The sequence below is a fragment of the Demequina litorisediminis genome (assembly GCF_030161615.1).
Classification (GTDB): Bacteria; Actinomycetota; Actinomycetes; order Actinomycetales; family Demequinaceae; genus Demequina; species Demequina litorisediminis.
This window is the reverse complement of sequence record NZ_BSUN01000001.1, coordinates 363,984-389,457: the sequence shown is the minus strand read 5'-3', so window position 1 is coordinate 389,457 and position 25,474 is coordinate 363,984. Positions and strand designations below refer to the sequence as shown.

The window sequence follows — 25,474 nt, the reverse complement described above, 5'->3', positions numbered from 1 at the left end:
TCGGCTCGCGCGCGCCGCCGCGGCGGCCGCCGACGACAAGAAGGCGGAAAACGTCATCGCCCTTGACGTCAGCCAGCAGGCTCCCGCTGACGGACGTCTTTGTGCTCGCCTCGGCCAGCAACGAGCGCCTGGTGGGTGCTATCGCCGAGGCGGTGGAAGAATCGCTGCACGCGCTCGGCGCCAAGGTGATCGCGCGCGAGGGCCACCGTGAGGGCAGGTGGATTGTGCTGAACTTCGCGGACATCTACGTGCACGTCATGCACGAAGAGGAGCGCGTCTACTACGACCTCGAGCGCCTGTACAAGGACTGCCCGGTCGTCTCGCTGGACGCGTAAGCATTCCTCCGATGCAGGTCTTCCTCGTCCGCCATGGCCAGACCCAGTGGAACGTGGAGGGCCTGCTCCAGGGGTCGTCGGACATTCCGCTGACGGCGCTCGGACGCCGCCAGGCCGAATCCGCTGCCGCGGCCCTCGTGGGCCGCGTCGGTGATAACCCGATCATCGTGGCATCGCCGCTTGAGCGCGCCAGGCATACGGCTCACGCGTTGGCGGACCGGCTCCGTGTGGACGTCGTGGTTGACGATCGCCTGCGTGAACGGGCCTATGGGGTCTGGGAAGGCGTGACCCCCGAGGAGCGGCAGCGGCGTTGGCCCGATGAGGTGGCGCTGTGGCACGCGCACGGCGATCCGATGCTGCCGGGTTTTGAGGAGCACAGCGCCGTCCAATCGCGCATGATCGCCGGTGTCGAAGACTGGACTGATAAGGCGGAAGAGCAGGGGCGCACGCTCGTGGCCTTCGCGCACGGAAGCCTGCATCCGCGTAGGACTTCACGGGCTGCTTCACCTTCCGCTGACCCACCGCACGCTCGGCAATCTGGGCAACACGGCCTGGTCGCAGGCTCGCCCGCCGGGAGCGCGGCGATTGGACTCTCGACCGCCACAACGTCACCGCAGAGACGGTGGCGATAGCGTGACCACCCTGATCCTGTGGCGGCACAGCCGCACCGCCTACAACGTCGAGGGGCGCCTCCAGGGCGGCCTCGACGTCACGCTCGGTGGTGGTGGCCGTGCGCAGGCGGGCGAGGCCGCGAGGGCGATCCTCGAGCGCTACGGCGCCCCGGCACGCATCGTCTCGTCTCCGCTCGCGCGCGCCAGGGAATCGGCTCAGGAACTGGCGATCCTCACCCAGCCGCGAGTGGAGGTGGAGGTCGATCCGGCGTTCACCCAGCGCTCGTACGGCGTGTGGGAGGGCCTCACGTGGCAGGAGATCGAACGCGACTGGCCCGACGAGGCTCGCGGCACGCCGCCGCGGCGAGGACCCCGCCATCGATGGCTGGGGAACCGCCGCCGAGGTCGCGGCCAGGGTAGGAGCCGGCCTGCGTTCGCTGGCTGGCGAGGACGCTCCGGTGGTGGTGGCAAGCCACGGCTCGGCGATCATGCTGGGCATCCTCGACCTCATCGAGCAGCCGCCGACGTCGCGCATCCTGGGGCACGTGCCTCACGCCGCATGGTCGATCGTCACTCAGTCCGAGTCTGGCGCCTGGCACCTGGAGCACTACGGACTGGGGGCGCCGTAGGCGTCACCGCGGGCCCTCCGGAGGCGATTAGGTTTCTCGCGAAATCTGGGCTAGTATTTCTCTCGCCCTCAGGGGCACGGGATCGAAAGATCACGGGGCTGTGGCGCAGGCTGGTAGCGCACCTGCATGGCATGCAGGGGGTCAGGGGTTCGAGTCCCCTCAGGCTCCACGATGTGTTGAGACAGCATCGTAGAAAAGCCGCCCTTCGGGGCGGCTTTTCGCCTTTCTGAACGCGATACTGTCGGTCGCATGAGCACGAGGGACACCCCCGCACAGATCGGCGATCTGCCGCCGCTCGGACGGCCCGCGAATAGCGCGCTGCTGGCGATGGGCGTCACGACAGTTGCTGATGCGGCGGCCCTGGGCAGGCGGGCACTCCTCGCGCTTCACGGCGTGGGTCCCAAGGCCATCCGTATCCTTGCCGAGGAGTGCGAGCGGCGCGGGGTGGACCTGCGCGACTAGGCCCGGCGGCCCGAGGCTACGCCTCGAAGCGCTCGGCTCCCTGGTCGGTCTCGACCCACAGTTCGACACGTTCCGCGTCGGGCAACGCGATCGCCGCATCGTCGGCCTCATTTCCGAGGTAGACCCAGGTGCCCTCGTCGTCGCCAAGAGGATGCACCTCGAGGTACTCGAGGGCTCCTTCGGTCACGTGGAGCGACACCGCATACGTCCGGCCGTCGTCCTCGAAGCGACCCGTCACGGGGAAGCGTGCGTCGCCCGGCACGGCGCGCGGAGCGTCAGCGGGCACGTCGAACTGCTGATGGGACGGGTCGCTGCCCCAGGAGTACGCCACGAGGCGCGCCGCCGAGAGCCTGCTCGCGCAGCGCCGCCGCGCCCCACTGATCGGTCGCGGACAGGAGTCGGAGCGCCAGGAGGCGAGTCTCGGCGGGCACGTCCGTGAATTCGACGGCATCGTCGACCTCGAGCCACGGGTCATCGGCGGCGTCGGCGTGGCGCGAACCCCACCACCAACTGGCGAGCGAGGCGACACCGGTCGCCGCGGCCAGTGCCACACGCGGCCGTGGAACGCCGCGCCGCGACAGGGCATCGGCCAGCCGGGCATCGGCGGCCTCTCCCGCCTCCGCGACACCGAACGCCAGACCCGCCGCGCCGACCGTGAGACCAGCGCGCGTCAGCGGCGACACCAGATACTCCGGCGCGTGACGCGACTCCGCCCACACTCCCCAGGCGGTGACGCCCGCGATCGCGGCACGGTAGGCCAGGCGGCCACCGACCGACAGCCTGCGGGGCTCCACCAGGGCGAGCGCCGTGACGGCCGCTGCGGAGGCGACGCCGTACACGGGGGAGCGGGGATCTGTCAGGCGGGCGAGGCTTCCGTCGGTCATGGGGAGATCCTAGGCGAGCAGCAACAACCGAGGGCCGATGCGGTGGGCAACCACTGCATCGGCCCTCCGTCGTGCGGGGCTAGGCGCCTGCGAGGGCTGCCACCTCATCAGGAGTCAGGGCGGACGACGACACCAGGAGTTCGTCGACGTCACCCTGGTAGGGGGTGTCCCAGTAGTTGACGCCGATGGCGAAGACGGCGGTGGGGCTCGTCAGTGCGTCCAGGAACCCGGTGCCGGCGTACGCGGCCTCACCGTTCAGGTACAACGTGACATCGCCCTCGTCCACCGTGACCGCCACGTGCGTCCATTCACCCGCGGGGATGAGGTCCCCGGTCAGGCCGTCGAAGTAGTCGGACCCGACGTTCGACCACAGCATCGTGTCGCCGTTCCAGCCCTTCGGCACCACGCTGAGCCACTGGTTCGAGGCGCTCGCGGCGAAGAACGCGCTCGTGTACTGCGTGAGCGCGTCGGGACGCAGCCACATGCTGAACGAGTACGTGTCGCCCTGCACGAGGCCGTCCGGAAGGCGTACGCCCGATGCTCCGTCGAGGTGGAGCGCCGCGCCCACCGCGCCATCGGCGACGTAGGAGACGGAGCCGCCGGTGTTGTCGGCACGGTTCCCGGTGACCGTGGGCTCGGTCAGGGCGCCGGCGTCGTCCGCCAGCGTGTCCTCGAAGGACCAGGTGCCCACGGTCCCGCCGAGCGGACGCGCCTTGACCGTCACGTCAAACGAGACGGTCGCGCTGCGCTTGCCGTTGGCCACCGTCGCCGTGAGTGTCACGGTGGCGTCCGGCTCGCCTGCCGCCGGGCGCGTGACGGCGCCCGCGGACGAGACCACTGACTCGTCGCTCGACGCCCAGGCGATGACCGTTCCCGAAGTTCCCTCGACGGGCAGGTTGAGGTCGGCCACGACCGCCGAGGTGTTGCCGAGCGTGAGTTCGTCGACGACCGCGTCGACGGCCTTCCTGGGTGCGAGGACGTCGACGCCGCGACCCCACATGGTGACACCTTCGTCGGACACCACGGACAGCGACGGCGCCCATGCGCTGGTGGTCTCGTCCCAGCCGCGCGAGATGGTTCCCGAGTAGGTCCGACCGTCGATGCGCAGGCTCCACCTTGTCCGTGCCTCGCAGGCGCCAGGTGCCCGTCAGGTCTCCTGTGATGCGCCCGAGCGCGGTGAACCGCACATCCGACGGTAGCGCGGGCTCCGCCGTGATGTCGTGGCCGAGGTCGACCAACTGCCAGTCTCCGATCATCTCCGTCAGTTTGGCCCGGAGGTTGCCCTCGCCGCCATAGCGGGTCGGCATCACGACGGGCCAGCCGTCGGCATTCATTTCCATGCGGTGAACGCGGACCTCGTGCATCTCGCCTGTGCCGGGGAAACGAGTGTGGAACACCATGAAGGATTGGCCCGAGTCGGGGTCGTCATACCAGGACGTGTGGCCAGCGGACACGTAGCCGGTGCCGGTGCCCTCGCCGGGGTCGCCGAGCAGGCGCGGGAACTCGTAGCCACCCATGACCTTGACGCCGTACTCCTGAATGGTGGCGTCGTCGAAGATGGTGCCCTCGGCGCCCTTGACCGTGGACATGTCGTTGCCCTCCGCGTCCAGGTAGGGGCCGTCCGGGGACGTGGAGCGGGCCACGCGCACGTCGTAGCCGCCGCTCGCGTCGAGTCCGCCAAAGGACAGGAACAGGTAGTAGTAGCCCGTCTCCTCGTCGTAGCGAATGGTCGGAGCCTCGATCCGCGAGTGATTGCCGCCCACCAGGTGCTTTCCGTAGCCCTGACCGGGCAGCGGGACACCGGTCTCGGGGTCCAGTTCGAGGATGAAGATGCCGCCCGAGTACGACCCGTAGACCATCCACATGTTGCCCTCGGCGTCGTAGAACGCGTCCGGGTCCACGGCGTTCGGGTGGACCGTGGCGTCGTAGATCTCGCCCGGGTTCTCTGACTCCTGGTCCCACATGCCGGACTTCAGGAGGATGCCCTGGTTCTCGTAGGGGCCGTCCACCTCATCGGAGGTGGCGATGCCGAGGGCCGAGCGTGGCGAGTCGCCCTTGCAGGCGTTGTAGTACATCGCGAACGTGCCGTCGGGTAGTTCGATGACATCGGCGGCCCAGAGGGTGCTGGTCTGCGCCCACTCGAAGGTCTCCGCCAGGCTCCGTGTACACGTCCTCGAACAAGGGGTTGTCGGCCGACTGAGACAGGTCGATCGAGTTCTGGGTCCAGTTCACGAGGTCAGCCGTGTACGCCGAGGCGCCGTGAGAGCCGAAGGCCCAGATCTGGTCGCCATCGCTCACGATCGAGGGGTCATGGACGGTGACGTCCGTGAAGGTGGGGTTTGCGGGGTCGCGGTACGGGTCAAGCCATGATCGGCCGAATTCCGTGGTCGAGCCTGGCGGGGGCGGCGCCTGTGAGCGCCGCGGTGAGGGCTACGGCCGATGCCGTGGTCGCGGCGACGGCGGTGAGCCGCCTTCCGCGGGGGAGGGTTGCCACGAGGGATCTCCTGTTCGTCGTTGGACAGAGACGAGGTGGCCGACCTCTCCTCGGCATGCCTCGGCACGGACCTTACAACGATGTAAAGCAAAGGTGCAAGAGCATCCTGGCGCAGACAGATGAGGGCCCCGGGCGCTCAAGCGTCCGGGGCCCGCAGCCGCCGTCCTCAGGCCTCGGGGATCTCGCGGTAGCGGTTCTCGCGAGTGTTGGCGGCCGGATCGGGGCCACCGCGCGCTCCGGTGTCTAGTGCGTCGATCTGGGCGAGGCTCGGCGTCGGACAGCGTGAAGCCGAACACGTCCATGTTCTGCGCGATGCGGGCCGGGGTGACCGACTTGGGGATCACCTGGCGCCCCTGCTGGACATGCCAGCGAAGCATCACCTGGGCCGCAGTGACGTCGTGGGTGTGCGCGATTTGGCCGATAGTGGGGTCCTCCAGCGTGCTGCGACGCGCATCGTCGCCCCACCCCGGGTAGAACGTGATGCCGCCCAGCGGCGACCATGCCTGCGACACGATGCCCAGTTGCTCGTGCTTGGCGAGGAGTTCCGAGTTGCGGAAGTACGGATGCACCTCGATCTGGTTCACCGCAGGCACGATGGTGCGCCCGTCGAGGAGGCGGTCCAGGTGGTGGGGAAGGAAGTTGGACACGCCGATCGCGCGCACCCTTCCGTCCGCGTACAGGGTCTCGAGGGCGCGGTAGGCCTCGAGGGCGTATGTCTCTTCGTCGCCGTTGAGAGGCTGGTGGAGGATGAAGAGGTCGATCTGCTCGACGCCCAGGCTTGGCGGAAGCCTTCTCGAAGGCATGGAGCGTCGAGTCGTAGCCGTAGTCGGTGATCCAGGCCTTCGTCTCAAGGAACACGTCGTCGCGGGTGAGGTCCGTACGACGCAGCGCCTCGCCCACGCCGGACTCGTTTCCGTACGCGGCAGCGGTGTCGATCATGCGGTAGCCCGCATCGAGAGCGGTGGTGACCGCGGTGGCGGTCTCGTCCGGCGGGGTTTGGAACACGCCGTAGCCCACGGAGGGCAGCGTGACGCCATTGTTCAGGGTGATCGTGGTGGTCATGACTCCACGGTAGGCACGGCACCTGCGGCCGTGACAGGTCATGCCAGTACCTGTCTTGGCCGGAACTGTCGCGGTCGCCTCGCGGTTGTCACGATGGTCAGGTACCCATTCCCGCCACCCGAGGAGAAACCCGTGAAGGCTACCTTCATGTACGGAGCAGGAGACGTGCGAGTCGAGGACGTCGCCGCCCCTGAACTTAAGGAACCGACCGACGCCATCGTCCGCATCACCCGGACCTGCATCTGCGGCTCCGACCTGCACCCCTACCACTCGATGCCCGCAAGCGACGCGGGTAACCCCATGGGCCACGAGGCTCATCGGCGTGGTCGAGGAGGTGGGCGCCGACGTCACCTACGTGAAGCCCGGCGACTTCGTGATCGCCCCGTTCGCGTTCTCGGACAACACGTGCGAGATCTGCCGCGCGGGATTCCAGACCGCCTGCCCCCACGGCGGCTGGTACGGGAATACGGCGGTGGGAGGCCTCCAGGCAGAGGTCGCCCGCATCCCGCTTGCCAACGGATCACTGGTCAAGGTGCCCGGGGTGAACCCCGATACGGCCGACGAGGCGCTGCTCGCCTCGCTCCTGACGTTGTCCGATGTCTACCTGACCGGCTACCACGCGGCCTTCATGGCGCAGGTGGCTCCCGGCCAGTCCGTCACCGTCGTGGGCGACGGCGCGGTGGGCCTTGGCGCGGTGCTCGCCGCCAAGCAGTTGGGCGCCGAGCAGATCATCCTGATGGGTCGTCACGCCTCGCGCACCGACCTGGGCCGCGAGTTTGGCGCCACCGACGTGGTCGCCGAGCGCGGGGACGAGGGCGTGGCGAAGGTCCTCGAACTCACCGGAGGGTTTGGCTCGCACGCCGTGCTCGAAGCCGTGGGCCACATGCCCGCCTACGAGCAGTCCTACGGCGTGGTCCGTCCCGGCGGGGTGATCTCTCGCGTGGGTGTCCCGCAGTACGAGCCTGGCACCCGTGGGCTTCGGCTCGTTGTTCGGCAAGAACGCGCGCCTGGCGGGTGGCCCCGCCCCGGTGCGCGCCTACATGGAGGACGCCATCACGCAGGTTCTCGACGGCGTCATCGAGCCCGGCAAGGTCTTTGACCGGACCCTCGGCTTCGACGATGTCCCCGCCGGATACCAGGCCATGGACTCCCGCGAGGCGCTCAAGGTCATGATCGACCCAAGCCTCTAGTCCCACGCGTGTCATCGGGCCCGGTAGCGCTCGCCGAGAGGCGACCGCTGGGCGCGGCACGGAAGGAGAAGCACTCATGACGTCCACCCTTTCCCCCGGAGCGACGGTCCTTGCGATCGGCGCCACCGGCTCCATCGGCCGCCTCGTCGTCGACGACCTCGTCCACCGGGGCTTCTCGGTCCGAGCGCTCGTGCGCGACCCCAGCCGCGCCAGGGCCGTGCTTCCCGACTCCGTCGCCCTGGTCAGGGGCGACCTCGCCACCGGCGAGGGGCTGGCCGACGCGGTGGCCGGGGCCGACGGCATCGTCCTCACTCACGGCGGCGATCCCCACGCCGTGGACTACCAAGGAGTCGCGCGACTCATCGAGGCGCTCGGCGAGAGCCGACCGCGAGTGGCCCTCATGACCTCGATGTCCGTCTCAGTGGGAAGCGACGTCTACGGCGGTGTGCTGCACTGGAAGCGCCGCTCCGAGCGGCTCGTGCGCGCGGCGGGGCTGCCCCACACCATCGTCCGGCCCGGGTGGTTCGACAACGAGACCACCGAGCAGACAGGACTCGTCCTCGAGCAGGGCGACACCACCCCGCTCAACGACCGTCGTGGCGTGGCGCGCAGCGACATCGCCCGCACGCTCGTCGCGTCGCTGACGTCCGACGCAGCGACGGACGTCACGCTTGAACTGTTCGCCGCGTCCGGCGCCAAGCCCCACGACTGGGAGGTCGCCTTCGCGGCCCTCGACAAGGACGATGCGCTCGCGCTCGCGGGAGCCCACGATGCGGGCGTCGCCCTCGCGGACGAGCCCGCCGAGGTGCTCGCCGACATCGCGCGACTGCGCGCCTGATCACCGGGTTCTCGGCGGTAGCCGTCGCCCTCTTCCACGAAGGAGTCACACCATGCACACCAGAACACTCGGCCAGGGGCTCGAGGTCTCGGCCATCGGACTCGGCGCCATGGGGATGTCGCAGAGCCTACGGCCCCAATCCCGGCGACCGTGACGACATGATCGGCGTGCTGCGTCACGCCATCGAGACCGGAGTGTCGCTCATCGACACCGCAGAGGTGTACGGGCCATTCGACAACGAAGAGCCTCGTGGGAGAGGCCATCGCGCCCGTGAGGGACAGGGTGGTGCTCGCCACCAAGTTTGGCTTCGACCTCGGCTCGGGATCGATGGGCGGGCCAGACTCGCGTCCCGCGACCATCCGCGCCGCCGTCGAGGGGTCGCTCAGGAGACTCCATGTCGAGACCATCGACCTGCTCTACCAGCACCGCGTCGACCCCCAGGTTCCCATCGAGGACGTCGCGGGCACCGTCGGCGAACTCATCGCGGAGGGCAAGGCGCGCCACTTCGGACTGTCCGAGCCCGGTGCGGCTACCTTGCGCCGCGCTCATGCCGTGACCCCCGTCACCGCGGTGCAGAGCGAGTACTCGCTGTGGACGCGTGACCCCGAGCGTGAGGTCCTGCCTGCGTGCCGCGAACTCGGCATCGGCTTCGTGCCGTTCAGCCCGCTCGGGAAGGGGTTCTTCACGGGCGCGGTCGCTCGGGGCGACGTTTGCCGCGGGCGAGATTCGCGGCACCGTGCCACGCTTTAGCAAGGACAACCTCGCCGCGAACTACGCGCTCGTGGACCACGTCACCGCGCTCGCGGACGCGAAGGATGCGACACCGGCCCAGGTGGCGCTCGCGTGGCTCCTGGCCAAGGACCCCCACCTCGCGCCCATCCCCGGTACGCGGCGTCGCGAACGTGTCGACGAGAACGCGGCCGCGGCCCGCCTGCCCTTGAGCGCCGATGACGTCGCCGACCTCGACGGACTGGCCGACCGCATCGGCGTCGCAGGCGATCGCTATCACCCCACCCACATGTCGATGGTTGGCCTCTAGGCCACCGCTAAGGAGTCAGCATGAGCACTGAAGTCCAGCCCAAGGGTCCGACCGTGAAGGGACCCGCCGCATGGTTCACGGGCGACGTGTACTTCAACGCCTACTACTCGGGCACGGGTGCGTCACGCACTCGCCTCAACCTGGTGCGCTTCACTCCTGGTGCGCACACAGCGTGGCACCGTCACGCCGTGGGGCAGACGCTCCACGTGACCGAGGGCCTGGGCTACGTCCAGTCCCGCGGCGGCGAACTCATCACGCTTCGCCCCGGCGACACGGTCTACACGCCGGCGGGCGAGTGGCACTGGCATGGGGCCACGGGCGACCAGTTCATGTGCCACCTCGCGCTGTGGGAGCGTCCCGACGCCGACGCCGACGCCGACGATCCCGAGACGGAGTGGGGTGACCTGCTCACGAGCGATGAGTACCCCGCGGCGCCTACGGTGGGGTCATGAGCCCCCGCAATTCCGACGAGGTCAAGGCATTTCTGTCCTCCCGACGCGCCCGCGTCACGCCTGAGGAGGCCGGGCTTCCAGCCTTCGGCGGTCGCCGCCGTGTGGCGGGACTGCGCCGCGAGGAGGTCGCGATGCTCGCCGGAGTCTCCGCCGACTACTACGTGCGTCTGGAACGCGGGAATCTCGCGGGCGCCTCGGACTCGGTGCTGGACGCCCTCGCCACCGCGCTGCGCCTCGACGAGGCTGAGCGGGAGCACCTCTTCGACCTGGCGCGTGCCGCCGGGCCCGCGCGTACGCCTGGCCGAAGGGCCGATGCGGCCGTGCCGTGGTCGGTGCGCACGATTCTGGACGGGATGACCGGGGTCCCCGCGTGGGTGCGCAACGATCGCCACGACATCATCGCGGCCAACCTGCTGGGCCGCGCCCTCTACTCGCCGCTGTTTGACGCGTCCACCGAGCGTCCCGTCAACACCACCAAGTTCACGTTCCTCGACCCCGGAGCGAGGACGTTCTGGCGCGATTACGAGCAGATCGCCCACGACGGCGTGGCCATGCTCCAGATGGAGGCAGGACGTCACCCGCACGACAAGCGGCTGATCACGCTCGTGGGAGAGGCTCTCGACCCGCTCCGAGGAGTTCCGGCGCCACTGGGCATCGCGCGACGTCACGTTGCACCGCAGCGGCCTCAAGCGGCTGCACCACCCTGTCGCGGGCGACCTCGACCTCACGTATGAGTCGTTGCCGCTGGCGAGCACGCCTGGCCTGACGCTCAACGTCTACACCGCGCCGCCCGGTTCGCCGACGGCCGATGCGCTCGCCATCCTAGGATCGTGGGCCGCCACCCAGCGCGAGGAGTTCCTCGCGCTCGACAGTTCCGTGCTCGGCCCGTCGGTCCAGGCGGGCTGATCCGCTCAGCCGGGCTGGCGGGCGCTCGCGGCCTCGACGAGGCGCACGAGGTTCACGGCATCGGTATTCGCGCCGAACGCAGGGTTACCCGGCTGAAGCGCGCGTCCCGCATGCAGGCCCCCGATGCGGACGGCGTCGAAGCCGAGCGTATCCACGAGCCTCGCCACGGTGGTCACCGCAGTGTCGTCGTCTCCCGCGACTGCGATGGCGCGCCTGCCAGGCTCGCCCGCGCGGCGGTGTCCTCGTCGAGGTCGTGGTAGCCCATGTGATTCAGGCCCTTCACGACGCGCGCCCCCGGAAGGTGGCGGGCAACGATCTCGCTCGACGTGGTGCGCGGATCGGTCAGGTCGGCGCGCTCGCCGTCGACCTCCCACCAGTAGTTCATGGCATCCACGACGATGACGCCTGTCAGCGCGTCGCGGTCGAGTTCGTGGAACCGGCCCAGCGGCAACGCAAGGATGACCACGTCGGCCTCGGCGACCACGGCATCGGCGGTCGTGGCGACCGCGCCGGGGGCGAGGACGTCGACGGTCAGGGAAATCCGATCGGCCTCGCGCGAACCTGCAACGAGCGTCCGATAGCCCGCCGCGACCGCGAGCCTCGCCAGGACCGTGCCCAGCCTTGCCCGCGCCCAGGATGCCCACGGTGCGCACCTGCAGCGGCGTCACTTGGCGCCTCCCTCGGCGAGCAGTTCACGCACGCGCGGGATCACGTGGGTGCCGAACAGGTCGACCGCGCGCAGCCGAGACGAGGCGGGCATGGCGCCTCCGCCGGTGTAGACGAAGTCGAAACGCCCCACGCCCAGGGTGCGGATCGCATCGGCCATCTTGGCGGCGACCGTCTCGGGCGAGCCGACGTACAGCGAGCCGTGAGCCACCTCTGCATCAAACTCCGCGCGCGTCATGGCGGGCCAGCCGCGCTCGGCGCCGACGCGGTCGCGCATGGCCTTGTAGCCGGGGAAGTACGACTCGCGCGCCTCCTCATCGGTGGGTGCGATGAATCCGTGGCTGTGCATTCCCACGGGATGCTGAGGAGTGCCGAACTGCTCGGTAGCGCGGCGATACAGGTCAAGGTACGGAGCGAAGCGCCCCGGGTCACCGCCGATGATCGCGAGCATCAGGCGCAGGCCGTACTTCGCCGTGCGGACCACCGACTGGGGCGAGCCGCCCACGCCCACCCAGGTGGTGAGCGAGCCGGAATCGGTCTTGGGGTACACGTCGGCATCGTGCAACGCGGAACGGGTGGTGCCCTGCCAGGTCACGGGCGACTCGGTCAGGAGCCTTGCTGAAGAGGTCGAGCTTCTCCTCGAAGAGCACCTCGTAGTCGGCGAGGTCGTAGCCGAACAGCGGGAAGGACTCCGTGAAGGAGCCGCGGCCAAGGATGACCTCCGCGCGGCCGTTGCTGACGGCATCGAGCGTGGAAAAGCGCTGGAAGACGCGCACCGGGTCGTCGGAGGCGAGAACCGTCACGGCCGAACCGAGTGTGACGCGTTCGGTGCGGGACGCGATCGCCGCCAGCACCATCTCGGGGAGGAAATCGCGAAGTCCGAGCGGTGGTGCTCGCCGAGCGCCACCGCGTCGATGCCGATCTGGTCCGCCAGGGCGGCCTCCGCGACCACCTGGCGCAGGGACGCTGCGTGGGACATCGGCTCGCCGCTGTCATGCAGCGGCAGATCGCCGAAGGTCTCGATGCCGAACCGGACGTCTTCCGGGGCGATGCTCATGGCTGTGCTCCTTGCCGACACCACCGGGGATGTTGAGGTGTCAACTAAAGAGCGTACCGGGGCGTCGAACTATTCCCGGCCGCCGCATCTGCCCCCGGCGAGGCGCACGCTACTCGGCGTCGAGCGCGGTCCTGATGTCCGCCGCGATCTGCTCGGGCTCGGTGCTGGGGGCGTAGCGCTTGATGACGTGACCGTCGCGGCCCACGAGGAACTTGGTGAAGTTCCACTTGATCGCCGAGCCGAGCGCGCCGCCCGCCTCCGAGCGCAGCCACTGGTAGACGGGATGGGCGTGCTTGCCGTTGACGTCGATGGTCGCGAACATCGGGAAGGTCACGCCGTAGTTCTTCTGGCAATACTCGGCGACCTCGTCCGCATCGCTCAGGCTCCTGCTTGAACTGGTTGCTAGGAAAACCCAGCACGGTGAAGCCCTCGGCCGCGAACTGCTCGTAGAGCTTCTCGAGGCCCGCGAACTGGGGTGCGAAGCCACACTTCGAGGCGGTGTTGACGACGAGGACGACCTTGCCCGCGTGCTGGGCGAGGTCGTGGTCGGAGCCGTCGAGGGCGGTGGCGGAAAAGTCGGTGAGAGTCGGCATGCCCCCATCCTGACACCGCCGCGCGTCGTTGTGAACGGGCTCAGCGCGTGGGGCCGATGCGGTACACCAGCCCCGCCTCGTCATCCGTCACGTACAGGTCGCCGTCGGGGCCGATGGCGGTCGCAACGATGCGCCTCCACCGCGAACCGTCGTCGTCCTGGAAGCCACTGACGAGGGTGACGGGCGCGCCGAGCGTGGCCGCCTCGTCGTCCCACGGGAGGAAAGCGATGCCGGGCTCGCGGGGCGGCTCGCGGTTCCACGAGCCGTGCATCGTGACGATCGCGCCGTCTCCGAGCATGGCGGCGACGGCATCTGTGGTGAACGTGAGGCCGAGCGGGGCGCTGTGAGACGGGAGGCCCACCGCCGTGGGCGCCAGGCCCGCGCAGTCGAGTGCTTCGCCGAGGGGGTTGAGGCTCGGGGTCGTTGACGAACGGAAGGTCGACGATGCCGTCGCGGGCGTCAGGGACACAGTAGGGCCAGCCCAGGTCGCCCCCGTCCTCCACGCGGGTAACCTGCTCGACGGGGTTCTCGTTGATGTAGTCGCGGTCCTCGGTGCCATACAGGCCGGTGGCGTCGTCGAACGGGTAGGGCTGGTTGTCTGACTGGTTCACGGCGGTCCAGACGGTGCCGTCCGGTGCGATCGCGAGCCCGAAGCCGTTGCGCACGCCGCGCGCAATGACGCCATGGTCCCCTCCCGCGAGGGGAACGGAGGCCACGACGGCGCGTTCCGGCGTGCTCTCGCGGTCCGCGGGGTCGCGGTTGGAGGCCGAGCCGAGGCTGAACAGCACGCGATCGCCGTCGACCACCACCACCTTGCTCGCGTGACCGCCCCCGGGGAGGCCGTCGGCGAGGACCCGTCGGCCCGTGGCGGCGCCATCCGCGTAGTCGTAGGAGGCGATGGTAGTGGACTCGCCGACGATGAGCGTGGTCCCGTCGGCGAAGGCGAGGCCCTGAGGGTTGTCGAGGCCGTCCAAGACTGTCGTTTCCGTCGGCGCCTGACCGTCGGTGGTGGGTTGCAGCGCGACGACGTCGCCGCGGTCGCCCGTGGAGACCAGCAGCGTGCCGTCGGGCGTCCATGCCGCGAGTCGGGCGCCCGGGACGGCCGCCCATACCTCGGCCTCCCAGCCCGCCGGGATCTCGAGCGAGCGGCCCTCGGCCTGTGGCGCGTCGGTGCCATCGGCGATGGTCACGTCCTCACGTGCGAGGCTGTCCGCCCAGGCCGGCGCCAGGTCTCGTGTCGTCCCAGGTGAAGCCGATGCCGTGCCCGGTTCGGCATCGGCCGTGGGTCGGGAGGTTGCCGATGTCGCGGGTGCGCTGGGCGAGACAGCGGCGCCGTCCGTGCCGCACGCGGTGAGGGCGACGCCGGCTGCGAGGGTGATGGGGAGGACGAAGCGGGTCACTCCTCGACAGTAGGCCGGACCGACGGTGCTCGCTCAGGGATGGCGCCGCGACCAAACTGTCAGTGGGTGACAAATCTCGCGCGTGCCGGGTTTATCGTGAGCCTCATGCGTTTTGTAGCGATCGGCGACAACTTTACCGAGGGAGTGGGAGACCGCATCGACGGGGGTGCGGTGCGCGGCTGGGCGGACCTCGTGGCGGCGGGCCTCGCCGCGGGCCTCGACGAGCCCGTCGACTACGCGAACCTCGCGATCCGGGGCCGCCTCATCGGTCCCATCGTCGGGGAGCAGGCGGAGCCCGCGTTGGCGCTGTCGCCCCGGCCCGATGTCCTCGCCTTCAACGGCGGGGGCAACGACATGATGCGACCCGGCTTCGACCGCGACGAGATTGTGCGCCTCACGGAGCAGGTGGTGCGGCGTACGAAGGAGGCAGGGTGCGGCTGCTCCTCCAGACGGGCGCCGATGCCACCTTTGGCCTCCCGCGAGGCGACATGATGCGCTCGCGCGTCGCGGTCTTCACGGACCTACTGACCGCGCTTGAGGACCAGTACGAGCACGTGACGTTCGTCGACAACTTCGCCGACGATGAGATGCGCAAGCCCGGGTACTGGGATGCCGACCGCCTGCACCTCAACGAACTGGGGCATCGGCGCGTGGCGGCACGGGCGCTCACCGCGCTGGGAGTACCGACCGAGCCTGCCCACGCTTGAGTCCGGCCATCGTGCGCCCACGGGTGTGCTGGTAGAAGCCCGGTACTACGCGACCTACGTGCTGCCATGGATTGGCCGCAGGCTGACCGGCCGTTCGTCGGGCGATGGCCGCAGCGCCAAGTTCGCGGACTGGGTGCGCATCGACCCCTCCTGACGCCCGCGCGCGATCTTTGGTGCGTCCTGGGAGTCACTCAGTGCTCGCTTTCAGGCGAAACCGGGCACTCGATGACTCATGGGAAGCGGCGGCTGGGCGGCTAGCCTGGGGCGCATGGCCACGCCCGAGTTCATCCTGTCCCTGCGCGAGAGGGTGGGGCACGCACCGCTGTGGCTTTCGGGAGTGACAACGGTGGTGGTGCGGGAGTCCGCTGCGGACGCCCGCGGCCGCGAGATCCTGCTGGTGCGGCGCGCGGACAACGGCGCGTGGACGCCCGTCACCGGGATCATCGACCCGGGCGAGCACCCCGCCGTGGCCGGCGCGCGCGAGACGCTCGAGGAGACCGGGGTGATCGCGGTGCCTGAGGCTTTGGTGCGCGTGGGAGTCACTCCCGTCGTGACCTACGCCAACGGCGACGTCACCCAGTACCTGGACCTGGTGTTCCGCTTCCGCTACGTCAGCGGCGAACCGCATCCCGCCGATGGCGAAAACTCCGAGGTCTCATGGTTCTCCGTGGACGCGATGCCGCCCATGAGCGAGGACATGCAGGCGCGCGTCGCGGCCGGTCTTTCCGGTTCCGACGTCGCGGAGTTCGCCGCCCCCTAGACGGTCACATGGATCCATGTGACGGAGAACTAGTGGGCGAGGATGGGCCCCTCGCCCTCACCCTCTGCCGACTCGGGGCGCGTGACGAACAACGCGAGCACGATGCCGCCAGCGGCGAGGATGGTGCCCACCAAGAACGCCGCGCGGACACCGTCGGAGTAGGCCACGGCCTCCGCCTCGCCCGCCTCGAGGCCGGACAGCATCACGGCGGCGAGGATGGACACAAAGAGGGCCGTGCCCGCTGCCGCCGCCACCTGCTGCAGCGTCGACACCATGGCAGAGCCGTGGGAGTAGAGCCTTCTTCGGTAGCGACCCAAGCGAGGCGGAGAACAGCGGCGTGAACACGAGCGCCAGGCCAAGGCTCATGGTGACGTGGCCCGCGAGGACCACCCACCACGGAGTCGTGGCCGTGAGCGTCAGTGCGAGCATGCCGAGCGCGACCGTCAGCAGGATGGTGCCGGGGATGAGCAGCGGGCGCGGCCCGATGCGGTCGTAGGCGGAGCCGATGGGCGTGGCCAGCAGGCCCATGGCGAGGCCGCCGGGCAGCAGCATGAGGCCCGAGGCGAGCACCGACAGGCCGAGCACGTCCTGCGTGTACAGCGGCAGCAGCATGATGCCGCTGAACAGGCCCATCATGCACACGATGAACATGGCGCACGCCAGCGCGAACGTGCGCGAGCGGAACACCCTGAGGTCAAGCAGGGCCTCGTCCCGACGCTGGAGCACCAGGCGGCGCCAGACGAACAACGCAAGCGCCACGACGCCCACACCGACAGCGACGAGCGCTCCGCCGACGCCGCCTTCCGCGGATTCGCCGATGCGTGACAGGCCGAACACGATGCCGCCGAACCCGAGCGCAGAGAGCGCGACGGACAGCACGTCCATGCGCGTCGGTTCGGGTTCGTTGGTCGAGCGCATCTTGAGGATGCCGAAGACCAGCGCGGTGATGGCGACCGGCATGACGAAGATGAACAGGAAGCGCCACGGCAGCACGGCGAGGATGAGGCCCGAGATGGTGGGGCCGATGGCGGGGGCGACCGAGATCACCATGCCGATGGTGCCCATGCGCTTGCCGCGCTCGTGTTCGGGCACGATCGAGATCACCGTCGTCATGAGGAGCGGCAGCATGACGGCGGTGCCGCACGCCTGCACCACGCGGGCCGCGAGCAGCACCTCGAAGCCTGGCGCGCAGGCGGCGAGCAGCGTGCCTGCCGCGAACAGGGACATGGCGACGATGTACAGCGGCCGGGTGGGGAAGCGCTGCAGCAGGAAGCCCGTGATCGGGATCACGATGGCCATCGTCAGCAAGAAGGCGGCGGTGAGCCACTGCGCCAGCACCGTGGTGATGCCGAGGTCGGCCTTCAGGTGCGGAATCGCGACGCCCATGATCGTCTCGTTGAGAATCACCGTGAAGGCGGAGACGATGAGGACGCGGATGACGATCTCATCGCTCTTGCTCACCGAGGAGGGCGCGGCGGAGCGGGCGGGGGACTGGGTCATGCGGGGGCCTTTCTGGCATGTCGCGACGGGCACAGCGGTGGCTGGGCAAGGGGCGCGCGGCAATGCGGGGACGTGAAGCATTGTCGCATCGGCCCCTGACATCGGACAGAGTCGGTGTGACAAATCGGGTGGCGGCCAGTCGTGGTGGGCCGATGCCGGGAGGTGCCGAGTTAGCCGAGGCCGAGGCGTGCAAACGCCTCGACGAGACCCGCCTGCGCGGGTCCCGGCACCACGATGTCCGCGGCGGCAATGACGCCGGGGTGGCCGCCATCGATGCCGATGGCCGTGCCCACCATGGCGAGCATCTCGAGGTCGTTCGGGCCGTCGCCTGCGCCCACCGCATCGGCCGCCGTCAGGCCAAGGTGGTCCAGGACCACCTGGATGCCCACAGCCTTGGTGATGTGCGCCAAGTACAACTCGCCGGCGCCACGGCCCAGGTCCTGAATCGAGGTCTCGACGGCGGCGACCTCGTCGCCGATCTCCGCCGCGATCGCGCTGAGGTCACTGGAGGCCGACAGCGTCACGATCTTGGCGAAGTCGACGCCGTGAAGGTCGTCCACCACGCGCCGGGCGTCCAGCAGATCCTCCCAGACCGCCGCCTGGGCGCCGCTGGCTCCCTCGCCGGGCGCTCGGCGGTCCATCACCACGGCGGCCTCGGGCAGCACATGGAGCGCGTCGGTGGATTCGACGATCATCTGCGCGTGGTGGGCAAGGAGCACGTCGATGCTGCGGTCGGCGAGCGCGCGCGGGAACACCACATCGGCCAGGACCTCACCGTCGACCTCAGCGTAGGCGCCGGCTCCACACACGAACCCATCGAAGCCGGCGGCGGTCAGGCGGGGCGAGACGGCCGAGCGGGGGCGCCCCGTACACAGGAGCACGCGGTGGCCATTCGCGCGCACACGTCGCACCGCCTCCACGTGGGCGTCGGGTACGGCGCCGTGGTCCGCGTAGGTGCCGTCGATGTCAAGGAAGATCACGCTCACGGCGTTCACCCTAACCCGCGCGGAGGTCGTCGGCTCCGGCCGCTCGAGCTCAGTCCGCTTCGACGGCGCGGAGCACCCGGCGCAGCATGCCGGTAAGGTCGGCGCGGGCCTCGTCCGGCATGTCGACGCGCCACTCGACGTCGGTCGGCAGCCAAGACAACCCGTAGAACAGGTCGCGGACATCCGCACCTCCGAGGCCCCAATGGGTGACGCCCGGCGTGGGCTCATCCGAGCCCTCCGCCCACACTCCCATGTGCTCCTCGAACTCCGTCAGCGGCATCGGGAGCACGGCGACGGCCTCCAGCGGCTGGCGCTGCGCCGAACTGGCGACGAGGATGCGTTCGTCGATGTCGGCCCGCGTAAGGGGGCGCGGTGAGAAGTGCGCCCCTGTCGCGGTGAGCTCGCCCATGCGATCGAGCCGAAACGTCCGCCAGTCCTCGCGCTCGAGGTCCCATCCGACCAGGTACCAGCGGCCACGGGCGGGCGCGAGGGCGTGCGGTTCCACGCGGCGTCGCGTCTTCGCACCTTGCGCGTCCTCGTACGCGAAGCGCACCCGCTCGTGGTCGCGGCACGCCAGCGCCACCTGCCCCAGCAGTGCGGGGGGCACGTGCGGCACACGCCCTTGGTCGGGCGACGTCATGGCGGTGGCGAGCGCGGTGACCTGCCTGCGTGACGTGGGGGAGAGGACTTGCTCGAGCCTGGCGATGGCCGACAAAGCGGTCGAGGTGCCGTCCACGAGCCTGTTCGGCCGCGGCCACCCGCAGGCCCACCGCGATCGCCACCGCCTCCTCCTCGCTGAGCAAGAGGGGAGGGATCGCGCCTCCCGCCGCGAGCCGGTACCCGCCCTCGCGCCCCGTCCGTGACTCGACCCGGTAACCGAGGTCGCGTAGGCGCTCGACGTCCCGGCGCACGGTGCGTTCGGTGGTGCCCAGCCGTGTGGCGAGCCTCGGCCCCGGTCCATTCGCGATGGCGCTGCAGGAGGTCCAGCAGGGCAAGGGTGCGGGTGGTCGTGGCGGACATGTCCCCAGTTTCTCGCACTTTGAGGACAATTTCTGTCCGCATTGAGCCGTACCTTGGCCGCATGACCACCCCGATCATTGAGGCGCAGGGCCTCACCAAGCGGTTCAGCCGCGGCAAGACCACCGTCGATGCCGTCACCGACGTCACCTTCGACGTCGACGCGGGCTCGCTCGTCGCCTTCCTCGGCCCCAACGGCGCGGGCAAGTCCACCACCATCCGCATGCTCACCACTCTCATTCCGCCGACGTCCGGCGGTGCCAGGGTGGTGGGCCACGACATCGCCAGCGCACCCCACGAGGTGCGTGCCCGCATCGGCTACGTGGGCCAAGGGACCTCGGGCTCCTTCGCCCAGCGCGTCCGGGACGAACTCATCAGCCAGGGCGCCTTCTATGGCGTCGGCAAGGCGGACTCCCGGCGCAGGGCCGATGACCTCATCGAGTCACTCGACCTCGCGTCGTTCGGCTCGCGGACGGTTCAGCAGGCTCTCCGGCGGGCAAAAGCGCAGGCTCGACATCGCGCTCGGCCTCATGCACGCGCCCACCCTCTTGTTTCTCGACGAGCCCTCCACGGGCCTCGACCCTCAGTCGCGTGCCAATCTCTGGCAGCACATCCTCGACCTGCGCGAGCGCTACGGCACCACCGTCTTCCTCACCACGCACTATCTCGATGAGGCCGACCACTACGCCGAACGCGTGATGGTGATGGACGGCGGCCGGGTGATCGCCGACGACTCCGCCGCCGCGCTCAAGGCCACGCTGGCCGGAGACGCCGTCTCGCTCGGCTTCGTGACCGCGGCCGATGCCGACGCCGCCCTCCCGCTCGTGGCTCGCCTCGCGGGACGGGAGGTCACGCGGCCCGATGCACTCACGCTCAGCGCCAACGTCGCCGACGGCGAACGGCTCTTGCCGCGCGTCATCCGCGAACTCGACTCTCAGGGCATCGTGGTCGACCGTGCCACCGGAGTGCCGCCGACCCTGGACGACGTGTTCCTCGTGCTCACGGGACGCTCGCTGCGCGACGCCGATGCGCCGGGCCCCGAGGTCCGCGGCGACGCGACTGATGCCCCCGACGCCGATGCCCCCGTCCCCACCACCGCAGGAGAACCCTCATGACCACCGTGACCCCGGCATCGGCCGCCTCTGACAACCCGACCACGCCGGTGCGCGGCAGCGCCGCGCGAGACACCTTCAACGTCATGCTGCGCGAGCCTGCGGCCCGTGGCCCGCGATCCGTTCTCCGTGATCTTCTCCCTGGTACAGCCCCTGGTGTTCCTGGGACTGTTCACGCCGCTGCTGATCGGATCCTCGGGGGAGTCGACTGCCGAGACTCTCGCGTGGTTCGTTCCCGGCGTCCTGGCCATGATCGTGCTGTTCGGCACGGGCGCCACCGGCTCCAACCTGCAGTACGAGATGATGACCGGCTCCCACGAGCGCACGCTGGTGGCGCCGCTGAGCAGGGCCTCGCTGCTGGCGGGGCGTGCGCTCAAGGAGGTGGTGCCGATCGTGGTGCAGGTGCTGGTGATCGTCCTAGTCTCGGTGCCTTTCGGGTTCCGTCCGAATGTGGCCGGGCTCGCCATCGGCATCGTCCTGCTGGCGGCCTTCGGCGTGGGCCTTGGATCGCTCGGTATGCGCTCGCGCTCGTCACCAAGGATCGTGAGTGGATGTTCTGGGCCGTCCAGCAGAGCCTCATCTTCCCGCTGCTGATCCTCTCGGGAATGCTGCTGCCGCTGGATGCGGGCCCGCGCTGGATGTCCGTCGTGGCGTCGGTCAACCCTGTGAACTGGGTGGTGCAGGCCGAGCGTCACCTCATGGCGGGAGACCTGCTGGCCTCCGAGGTGGGGTGGGGCGTGCTGTGTGCCGCGGCGGTCGCCGTCGTGGGCCTCGTGGTGGGCATCCGCACCATGCGGCGCTCCGACTGAGCGCGGGTACCGTACGCGTGTGAGTTCACGCATTCAGACCCTCGGCATCCTGGGCGCGGGGCGCGTCGGCAAGGCCGTCGGCGCCCTCGCGGCCAGGGCAGGTATCGACGTCGCCATCGCGGGTTCCGCCGATGCGGTGGACGCCGTGGTGGCGGCCGATGCTGTGGTGCTGGCGGTGCCGCTTGGTCGGTACCGCTCGCTTCCGGCGGAGCGGCTCGCTGGGTGTGTGGTGGTGGACGCGATGAACTACTGGTGGGAGCTCGACGGGGCGCGTCCGGATCTCGATGATCCGACGACCTCGACGTCCGAGACTGTCGCCGCGTTTCTTCCCGGGGCCCGGGTGGTGAAGGCGTTCAACCACCTCTCGGGGTACGCGCTCGAGGAACTCGCACGGCGCGCGGGGAACCCGGAGCGCATCGCCGTGGCGATCGCGGGCGACGATGGCGCGGCAGTCGAGAGCGTTGCGGGGCTGGTCGATGCGCTCGGCTTCGACCCTGTGGTGACCGGTCCGTTGGCCGAGGGCATGCGCTTCGAGCCCGGCACGGAACTGTTTGGCGCGGACGCCGACGCCCAGGAGGCACGGGCCATGGTGGAACGGTTCTGGACCACGCAGCGCGGGCGGGTGGTGGCACGGGCGCGCGCCGCGCGGTAGGCTCGCGCCGTGCACGATTACAACGATGTAGAACTGACGGCGAAGGGCGGCGCGACGCTGCTCGCCTACGACCGCGTTCCCACCAGTGAGGCCGAGGCCAACAACGCCGACATCGCGCTGAGCCTGCACCTCGCGCTCGACGGTGTGCCCCTGTTTGACAACTATGGCGTGTGCTTCGCCGGCGTCGCGCAGACCCCCGGCCCGGACGGAACCTTCGACCCGGACCTTCGCGGCCTGAGCGACCCCCACCTCATCGCACTGACCGAGGGAGGCTACGGCCTTGTCGCCACCCGCACCGCCCGCGGCGGCGGAGACGACGGCACTCGCGCCTCGTCGGTCCTGCTGTGGCGGTCCGAGGACCTCATCGACTACACCGAACTGGGCCTTCTTGACCTGGGCGTCACGCATGGAGTCAACGGCCCGGCCATCGCCGTCACAGGCGCCGGCTACGTGATGCGTTGGCACGACGACCTCGGCGAGCCATGGCATGCCACGCTCGGCGCCTTCGCGGCCGACGCGACGGTGGGGGAGGCCGTGCGCGCTGACGTGCCGATGCGCGGTGAGATCGAGCCCGGCGACGCCGTGGCGCTCGCAGTCCCGGCCTTCCGCTCCGGCAACGTGATCGAGGTGTCCCCGGCGACGGCCCACGCCCTGCGCCTGCGCTTCGGTCCCGTGACCAACACCGGTGCGGCGGTGACTCCCGTGGCGGTGCCGGTAGGCGCGCCGCTCGCGGCCTCCGACCTTCCCGTGCGCGTGGACCTCGAGTATTCGGACGGCTCCGCCGGATCACTTGCCGTGACGTGGGACGCCGCTTCAGTCGGCGCCGTCGACACCTCCCGGCCCGGTGAGCATCGCGTCACCGGTCGCGTCCGGCAGGCCGTTTACCCCACGCCTTTCGCGGACGAGCGTGCCGATCCGAGCATCGTCCCGTTCCGGTTCCGTGGCCATGACGTGTTCCTCATGATCGCCACCAAGGACCTGAACCTCGATCCCATCGCGAACGACGGCGGGCCCATCGGCATGCCGATCCGCATGGCAGCCACCATCGCCGACCTTGCCGACGCCAACGGCGGTGCCGCGCTCGAACGCGACATCCTCGTCGCGGGCGACCTCGATGCGGACGGCCGTCCCATGACGGGCTGCTTCTGGGCGCCAGAGATCCACGTCGTCGGCGGCGAACTGTCCATCCTGTTTATGCCGTCCTACGACGGCGAGGACGGCCGTACCGACATGTGGACCGGGAGGGCCAGCATCATCCAGTTGCGCCGCGACGCGGACGGCGAACACCTCGATCCCACCGATCCCGCGAGCCTGGACGACGGCCCGCCACGTCACGCGCGCCGACGGTTCGGTGCTCAATGACCGCGCAGGGATCTCGCTCGACATGACCTATCTCGAGGATGCCGGACGTCATTACTACGCCTGGCAGATGCTGGGATCGATCTTCATCGCGACGATGGATCCCGCCATCCCTGACCGCCTGACCAGCGAGCCCGTGAGGATCCTCGCCCCGGAGTACGCGTGGGACAACACCATCGCCGAGGGGCCGAACCTGACGGTGCGCGACGGTCGCGTCCTCATGCTGTACTCGGGCTCGACCGTGGGTGACACCTACACGACCGGGCTCGCGACCGCCGCCTCGGGCGCGGACCTCACCGACCCGCAGTCGTGGACGCGCCTGAACGCCCCGATCCAGAAGTCCGGCCCATATAACGGCGAGTACCAGGCGGGCACCGGGCACGGCATGTGGTCGCGCGACGAGGACGGCAACGACCTCTACGTGTTCCACGCGCGCACGGACCACCTCGGACTCACGGGGCGCGACACGTTTGTGCGCCGCGTCCACTGGACGGCCGATGGCCTGCCGCGCCTGGACATGGAGACCGAGGAGGAGCCTGGCGCCCGAGCATCGGGAGGTCACCGTGACGGTGACCGTCGCGGAGGACGCGGCATGACCGGCGCGGAGCCGTACGGCTACCTCATGGTCCACTTCGTGGAGGACCCGCACGGGTACCGCGAGAAGGTGCACTTCTCGCTGTCACGCGGAGACGACCCCACCGCCTGGGACAGGCTCAACGGCGGCGAGCCCCTCCTCGCCTCGCACCTGGGCACCACCGGTGTGCGCGACCCGTACCTGCTGCAGCGTCCCGATACCGGTCGCTACTACCTGATCGCCACGGACCTCAGGGTGTTTGGCGCCGACGACGCCGGCTGGCAGGCGTGGACCGCCGACTATTCGACGGCGATGAACGTGTGGGAGTCGGACGACCTGATCCACTGGGGGCCGCAGCGGCGGATCGACGTCGCGTGCGGTCCCGACGGTGTGCGCGACCCCGCGCTGCCGCACATGGGGATGATGTGGGCGCCCGAGGCGCTCTGGGTCGACGACTACGACGAGGCGGGCGGGGCGTTCGTCGTCTACTGGGCCTCGTCCGGCGAGGACGGCCGCCAGCGCATCCTGTGGGGCGCGACGCGCGACTTCACGCAGAATGGCTGGAGGACGGGCGGCGTGCTGATCGACGCCCCCGGCGACGTGATCGACACCACCATGATCCGCCGCGCGGGTCGCACCTACCGTGTGACGAAGGACAACGGCACCGGCCGCGGGCTCTTCATGGAGCACACCGACGCGCGCCGCTGGTGGCTGCCCGGCGCCGCCTGGACCGAGACGCAGCACCACATCGGCGCCGCCTACGCAGGGGGCGACCCCGGCCTCGTCGAGGGGCCCGCCATGTTCCAGGTCCGGGGCGAGGACCGCTGGTACCTCCTGGTGGACGTGATCCCCGACGTCGGTTACCGGCCGCTCGTGGCGACGGACCTCGACGCGCCCGAGCCCTGGGCTGTCGTTGAGGACGACGACTTCGACCTCGCCCGTGCCACCAAGCACGGCGGCGTGATCCCGCTCACCCGCGAGCGCTACGACGCCCTGCGTGCGGCCGATGCGGCGGCTCCCGTCGTCGTCCGCCTGGCCGATGCCGTGGTTGCCGTCGGTGCGGGCGCCGAGGTGGCGCTCGCGGCGCTGCCCGCGACGGCGGAGGCGACGCTCAAAGGGGGTGGAGTCGGGACGTTCGAGGTCGAGTGGGATCTGGCCGGCATCGCGCTTGACACGCACCGCTCCCACGAGGTCACGGGCGTTCTGCGAGGCACCCTCGGCGCCAACCTCAACGACTGGGTCGCGGCCGATGGCTCACGCGACTGGGATGCGGACGGCAAGACGCCGTGCTCGGCGACGGCGATCGAGGTGACCGCGACGCTGACGGTCGCTTAAGGCCCGGCGCCGGTACCGTGGCGTCGTGACACGTGTGAAGGCAGC

The 25,474-nt window shown here is 69.8% G+C and carries 28 protein-coding genes, 1 tRNA gene and 9 pseudogenes; 23 read left to right on the top strand and 15 right to left on the bottom strand.

The window, feature by feature from the left end:
- The first annotated feature begins 62 nt into the window (after window positions 1-62).
- The 6 genes and pseudogenes from rsfS to QQK48_RS02395 all read left to right on the top strand — a co-directional run bounded on the left by rsfS (window position 63) and on the right by QQK48_RS02395 (window position 2,037).
- A complete protein-coding gene (gene rsfS, locus QQK48_RS02415; RefSeq protein WP_348523395.1) occupies window positions 63-335 on the top strand; it encodes a ribosome silencing factor in 273 nt (90 codons plus the stop codon).
- A gap of 11 nt (window positions 336-346) precedes the next feature.
- On the top strand, window positions 347-967 hold the full coding sequence (locus QQK48_RS02410; protein WP_284327365.1) for a histidine phosphatase family protein: 621 nt from the start codon (window positions 347-349) through the stop codon (window positions 965-967).
- A gap of 1 nt (window position 968) precedes the next feature.
- Window positions 969-1,283 (top strand): annotated as a pseudogene (locus QQK48_RS21020) (histidine phosphatase family protein); the annotation flags it as partial.
- A complete protein-coding gene (locus QQK48_RS02405) occupies window positions 1,210-1,575 on the top strand; it encodes a histidine phosphatase family protein (protein WP_431308390.1) in 366 nt (121 codons plus the stop codon). The pseudogene QQK48_RS21020 and the gene QQK48_RS02405, both read left to right, overlap by 74 nt.
- Window positions 1,576-1,669: 94 nt before the next feature.
- Window positions 1,670-1,744 (top strand) — tRNA-Ala (locus QQK48_RS02400).
- A gap of 80 nt (window positions 1,745-1,824) precedes the next feature.
- Complete coding sequence (locus tag QQK48_RS02395) at window positions 1,825-2,037, top strand: helix-hairpin-helix domain-containing protein (protein WP_284327363.1); 213 nt, start codon at window positions 1,825-1,827, stop codon at window positions 2,035-2,037.
- Between the two features lie 16 nt (window positions 2,038-2,053).
- On the opposite strand, the gene QQK48_RS02390 is transcribed toward QQK48_RS02395, so the two are convergent.
- The 7 genes and pseudogenes from QQK48_RS02390 to QQK48_RS02360 form a co-directional block, all read right to left on the bottom strand.
- On the bottom strand, window positions 2,054-2,323 hold the full coding sequence (locus QQK48_RS02390) for a hypothetical protein (RefSeq protein ID WP_284327362.1): 270 nt from the start codon (window positions 2,321-2,323) through the stop codon (window positions 2,054-2,056).
- Window positions 2,313-2,921 carry a hypothetical protein gene (locus tag QQK48_RS02385; protein ID WP_284327361.1) on the bottom strand — a complete coding sequence of 203 codons (609 nt, stop codon included), beginning with the start codon at window positions 2,919-2,921 and terminating at the stop codon, window positions 2,313-2,315. The genes QQK48_RS02390 and QQK48_RS02385 overlap by 11 nt, the downstream gene beginning before the upstream one ends.
- A gap of 79 nt (window positions 2,922-3,000) precedes the next feature.
- Window positions 3,001-3,921, bottom strand: a complete 921-nt coding sequence (locus QQK48_RS02380; protein ID WP_348523393.1) for a LamG-like jellyroll fold domain-containing protein — start codon at window positions 3,919-3,921, stop codon at window positions 3,001-3,003.
- Between the two features lie 181 nt (window positions 3,922-4,102).
- Window positions 4,103-5,023: pseudogene (locus tag QQK48_RS02375) on the bottom strand (family 43 glycosylhydrolase); the annotation flags it as partial.
- On the bottom strand, window positions 4,932-5,219 hold the full coding sequence (locus QQK48_RS02370; protein WP_284327359.1) for a hypothetical protein: 288 nt from the start codon (window positions 5,217-5,219) through the stop codon (window positions 4,932-4,934). The gene QQK48_RS02370 and the pseudogene QQK48_RS02375, both read right to left, overlap by 92 nt.
- Before the next feature lie 61 nt (window positions 5,220-5,280).
- Window positions 5,281-5,415, bottom strand: coding sequence for a hypothetical protein (locus QQK48_RS02365; protein WP_284327358.1), 135 nt, complete (start codon window positions 5,413-5,415; stop codon window positions 5,281-5,283).
- Between the two features lie 166 nt (window positions 5,416-5,581).
- Window positions 5,582-6,477, bottom strand: a pseudogene (locus QQK48_RS02360) (aldo/keto reductase).
- Window positions 6,478-6,609: 132 nt separating this feature from the next.
- Between QQK48_RS02360 and QQK48_RS02355 the strand changes: the two are divergent.
- The 6 genes and pseudogenes from QQK48_RS02355 to QQK48_RS18760 all read left to right on the top strand — a co-directional run bounded on the left by QQK48_RS02355 (window position 6,610) and on the right by QQK48_RS18760 (window position 10,902).
- Window positions 6,610-7,667, top strand: a pseudogene (locus tag QQK48_RS02355) (zinc-binding dehydrogenase).
- A 76-nt stretch (window positions 7,668-7,743) separates the two neighbouring features.
- Complete coding sequence (locus QQK48_RS02350; protein ID WP_284327357.1) at window positions 7,744-8,505, top strand: SDR family oxidoreductase; 762 nt, start codon at window positions 7,744-7,746, stop codon at window positions 8,503-8,505.
- A 52-nt stretch (window positions 8,506-8,557) separates the two neighbouring features.
- A pseudogene (locus QQK48_RS02345) lies at window positions 8,558-9,544 on the top strand (aldo/keto reductase).
- A gap of 20 nt (window positions 9,545-9,564) precedes the next feature.
- Window positions 9,565-9,996 (top strand): (R)-mandelonitrile lyase, encoded by a 432-nt coding sequence (locus QQK48_RS02340; RefSeq protein ID WP_284327356.1) that lies wholly within the window; start codon window positions 9,565-9,567, stop codon window positions 9,994-9,996.
- Complete coding sequence (locus QQK48_RS02335) at window positions 9,993-10,730, top strand: helix-turn-helix transcriptional regulator (protein ID WP_348523392.1); 738 nt, start codon at window positions 9,993-9,995, stop codon at window positions 10,728-10,730. Before QQK48_RS02340 ends, QQK48_RS02335 begins: the two co-directional genes overlap by 4 nt.
- Entirely contained in the window at window positions 10,666-10,902 is a 237-nt protein-coding gene (locus QQK48_RS18760; protein WP_348523391.1) for an MmyB family transcriptional regulator, read from the top strand. The genes QQK48_RS02335 and QQK48_RS18760 overlap by 65 nt, the downstream gene beginning before the upstream one ends.
- 5 nt (window positions 10,903-10,907) lie before the next feature.
- On the opposite strand, the gene QQK48_RS02330 is transcribed toward QQK48_RS18760, so the two are convergent.
- The 5 genes and pseudogenes from QQK48_RS02330 to QQK48_RS02310 form a co-directional block, all read right to left on the bottom strand.
- Entirely contained in the window at window positions 10,908-11,078 is a 171-nt protein-coding gene (locus QQK48_RS02330; RefSeq protein ID WP_284327355.1) for a hypothetical protein, read from the bottom strand.
- Window positions 11,075-11,509 carry an NADPH-dependent F420 reductase gene (locus QQK48_RS02325; RefSeq protein ID WP_284329278.1) on the bottom strand — a complete coding sequence of 145 codons (435 nt, stop codon included), beginning with the start codon at window positions 11,507-11,509 and terminating at the stop codon, window positions 11,075-11,077. Before QQK48_RS02325 ends, QQK48_RS02330 begins: the two co-directional genes overlap by 4 nt.
- 57 nt (window positions 11,510-11,566) lie before the next feature.
- Window positions 11,567-12,625: pseudogene (locus QQK48_RS02320) on the bottom strand (LLM class flavin-dependent oxidoreductase).
- A gap of 109 nt (window positions 12,626-12,734) precedes the next feature.
- Window positions 12,735-13,218, bottom strand: a pseudogene (locus QQK48_RS02315) (glutathione peroxidase).
- Between the two features lie 80 nt (window positions 13,219-13,298).
- Complete coding sequence (locus QQK48_RS02310) at window positions 13,299-14,618, bottom strand: PQQ-dependent sugar dehydrogenase family protein (RefSeq protein WP_284327354.1); 1,320 nt, start codon at window positions 14,616-14,618, stop codon at window positions 13,299-13,301.
- A gap of 105 nt (window positions 14,619-14,723) precedes the next feature.
- Here QQK48_RS02310 and QQK48_RS02305 point away from each other — a divergent pair, with 105 nt between their 5' ends.
- From QQK48_RS02305 to QQK48_RS02290, 4 genes are all read left to right on the top strand, one after another.
- Window positions 14,724-15,110 carry an SGNH/GDSL hydrolase family protein gene (locus QQK48_RS02305; protein WP_284329277.1) on the top strand — a complete coding sequence of 129 codons (387 nt, stop codon included), beginning with the start codon at window positions 14,724-14,726 and terminating at the stop codon, window positions 15,108-15,110.
- Window positions 15,107-15,325: an SGNH/GDSL hydrolase family protein gene (locus tag QQK48_RS02300; RefSeq protein ID WP_284327353.1), complete on the top strand. Its 219-nt coding sequence runs from the start codon at window positions 15,107-15,109 to the stop codon at window positions 15,323-15,325. Before QQK48_RS02305 ends, QQK48_RS02300 begins: the two co-directional genes overlap by 4 nt.
- A gap of 25 nt (window positions 15,326-15,350) precedes the next feature.
- On the top strand, window positions 15,351-15,479 hold the full coding sequence (locus QQK48_RS02295) for a hypothetical protein (RefSeq protein ID WP_284327352.1): 129 nt from the start codon (window positions 15,351-15,353) through the stop codon (window positions 15,477-15,479).
- Between the two features lie 114 nt (window positions 15,480-15,593).
- The gene (locus tag QQK48_RS02290) at window positions 15,594-16,085 is read left to right on the top strand and encodes an NUDIX hydrolase (RefSeq protein WP_284327351.1); all 492 of its coding nucleotides are present in this window, start codon (window positions 15,594-15,596) and stop codon (window positions 16,083-16,085) included.
- 29 nt (window positions 16,086-16,114) lie between these two features.
- Here QQK48_RS02290 and QQK48_RS02285 read toward each other — a convergent pair.
- The 3 genes and pseudogenes from QQK48_RS02285 to QQK48_RS02275 all read right to left on the bottom strand — a co-directional run bounded on the left by QQK48_RS02285 (window position 16,115) and on the right by QQK48_RS02275 (window position 19,307).
- Window positions 16,115-17,585, bottom strand: a pseudogene (locus QQK48_RS02285) (MDR family MFS transporter).
- 170 nt (window positions 17,586-17,755) lie between these two features.
- Complete coding sequence (locus QQK48_RS02280) at window positions 17,756-18,571, bottom strand: HAD-IIB family hydrolase (RefSeq protein WP_284327349.1); 816 nt, start codon at window positions 18,569-18,571, stop codon at window positions 17,756-17,758.
- Window positions 18,572-18,620: 49 nt separating this feature from the next.
- Window positions 18,621-19,307, bottom strand: coding sequence for a helix-turn-helix transcriptional regulator (locus QQK48_RS02275; protein ID WP_284327348.1), 687 nt, complete (start codon window positions 19,305-19,307; stop codon window positions 18,621-18,623).
- Between the two features lie 282 nt (window positions 19,308-19,589).
- Here QQK48_RS02275 and QQK48_RS02270 point away from each other — a divergent pair.
- The 7 genes and pseudogenes from QQK48_RS02270 to QQK48_RS02240 form a co-directional block, all read left to right on the top strand.
- Window positions 19,590-20,097, top strand: a pseudogene (locus QQK48_RS02270) (ATP-binding cassette domain-containing protein); the annotation flags it as partial.
- Between the two features lie 21 nt (window positions 20,098-20,118).
- Complete coding sequence (locus QQK48_RS02265; protein ID WP_284327347.1) at window positions 20,119-20,703, top strand: DrrA family ABC transporter ATP-binding protein; 585 nt, start codon at window positions 20,119-20,121, stop codon at window positions 20,701-20,703.
- A 105-nt stretch (window positions 20,704-20,808) separates the two neighbouring features.
- Window positions 20,809-21,294, top strand: coding sequence for an ABC transporter permease (locus QQK48_RS02260; protein WP_284327346.1), 486 nt, complete (start codon window positions 20,809-20,811; stop codon window positions 21,292-21,294).
- Window positions 21,252-21,509, top strand: a complete 258-nt coding sequence (locus tag QQK48_RS02255; RefSeq protein ID WP_284327345.1) for an ABC transporter permease — start codon at window positions 21,252-21,254, stop codon at window positions 21,507-21,509. The genes QQK48_RS02260 and QQK48_RS02255 overlap by 43 nt, the downstream gene beginning before the upstream one ends.
- Before the next feature lie 19 nt (window positions 21,510-21,528).
- On the top strand, window positions 21,529-22,161 hold the full coding sequence (locus tag QQK48_RS02250; protein WP_284327344.1) for an NADPH-dependent F420 reductase: 633 nt from the start codon (window positions 21,529-21,531) through the stop codon (window positions 22,159-22,161).
- Window positions 22,162-22,170: 9 nt separating this feature from the next.
- Window positions 22,171-23,523, top strand: a complete 1,353-nt coding sequence (locus tag QQK48_RS02245) for an Ig-like domain-containing protein (RefSeq protein WP_284327343.1) — start codon at window positions 22,171-22,173, stop codon at window positions 23,521-23,523.
- Window positions 23,513-25,429 carry a family 43 glycosylhydrolase gene (locus QQK48_RS02240; RefSeq protein ID WP_284327342.1) on the top strand — a complete coding sequence of 639 codons (1,917 nt, stop codon included), beginning with the start codon at window positions 23,513-23,515 and terminating at the stop codon, window positions 25,427-25,429. The genes QQK48_RS02245 and QQK48_RS02240 overlap by 11 nt, the downstream gene beginning before the upstream one ends.
- Window positions 25,430-25,474 lie beyond the last annotated feature (45 nt).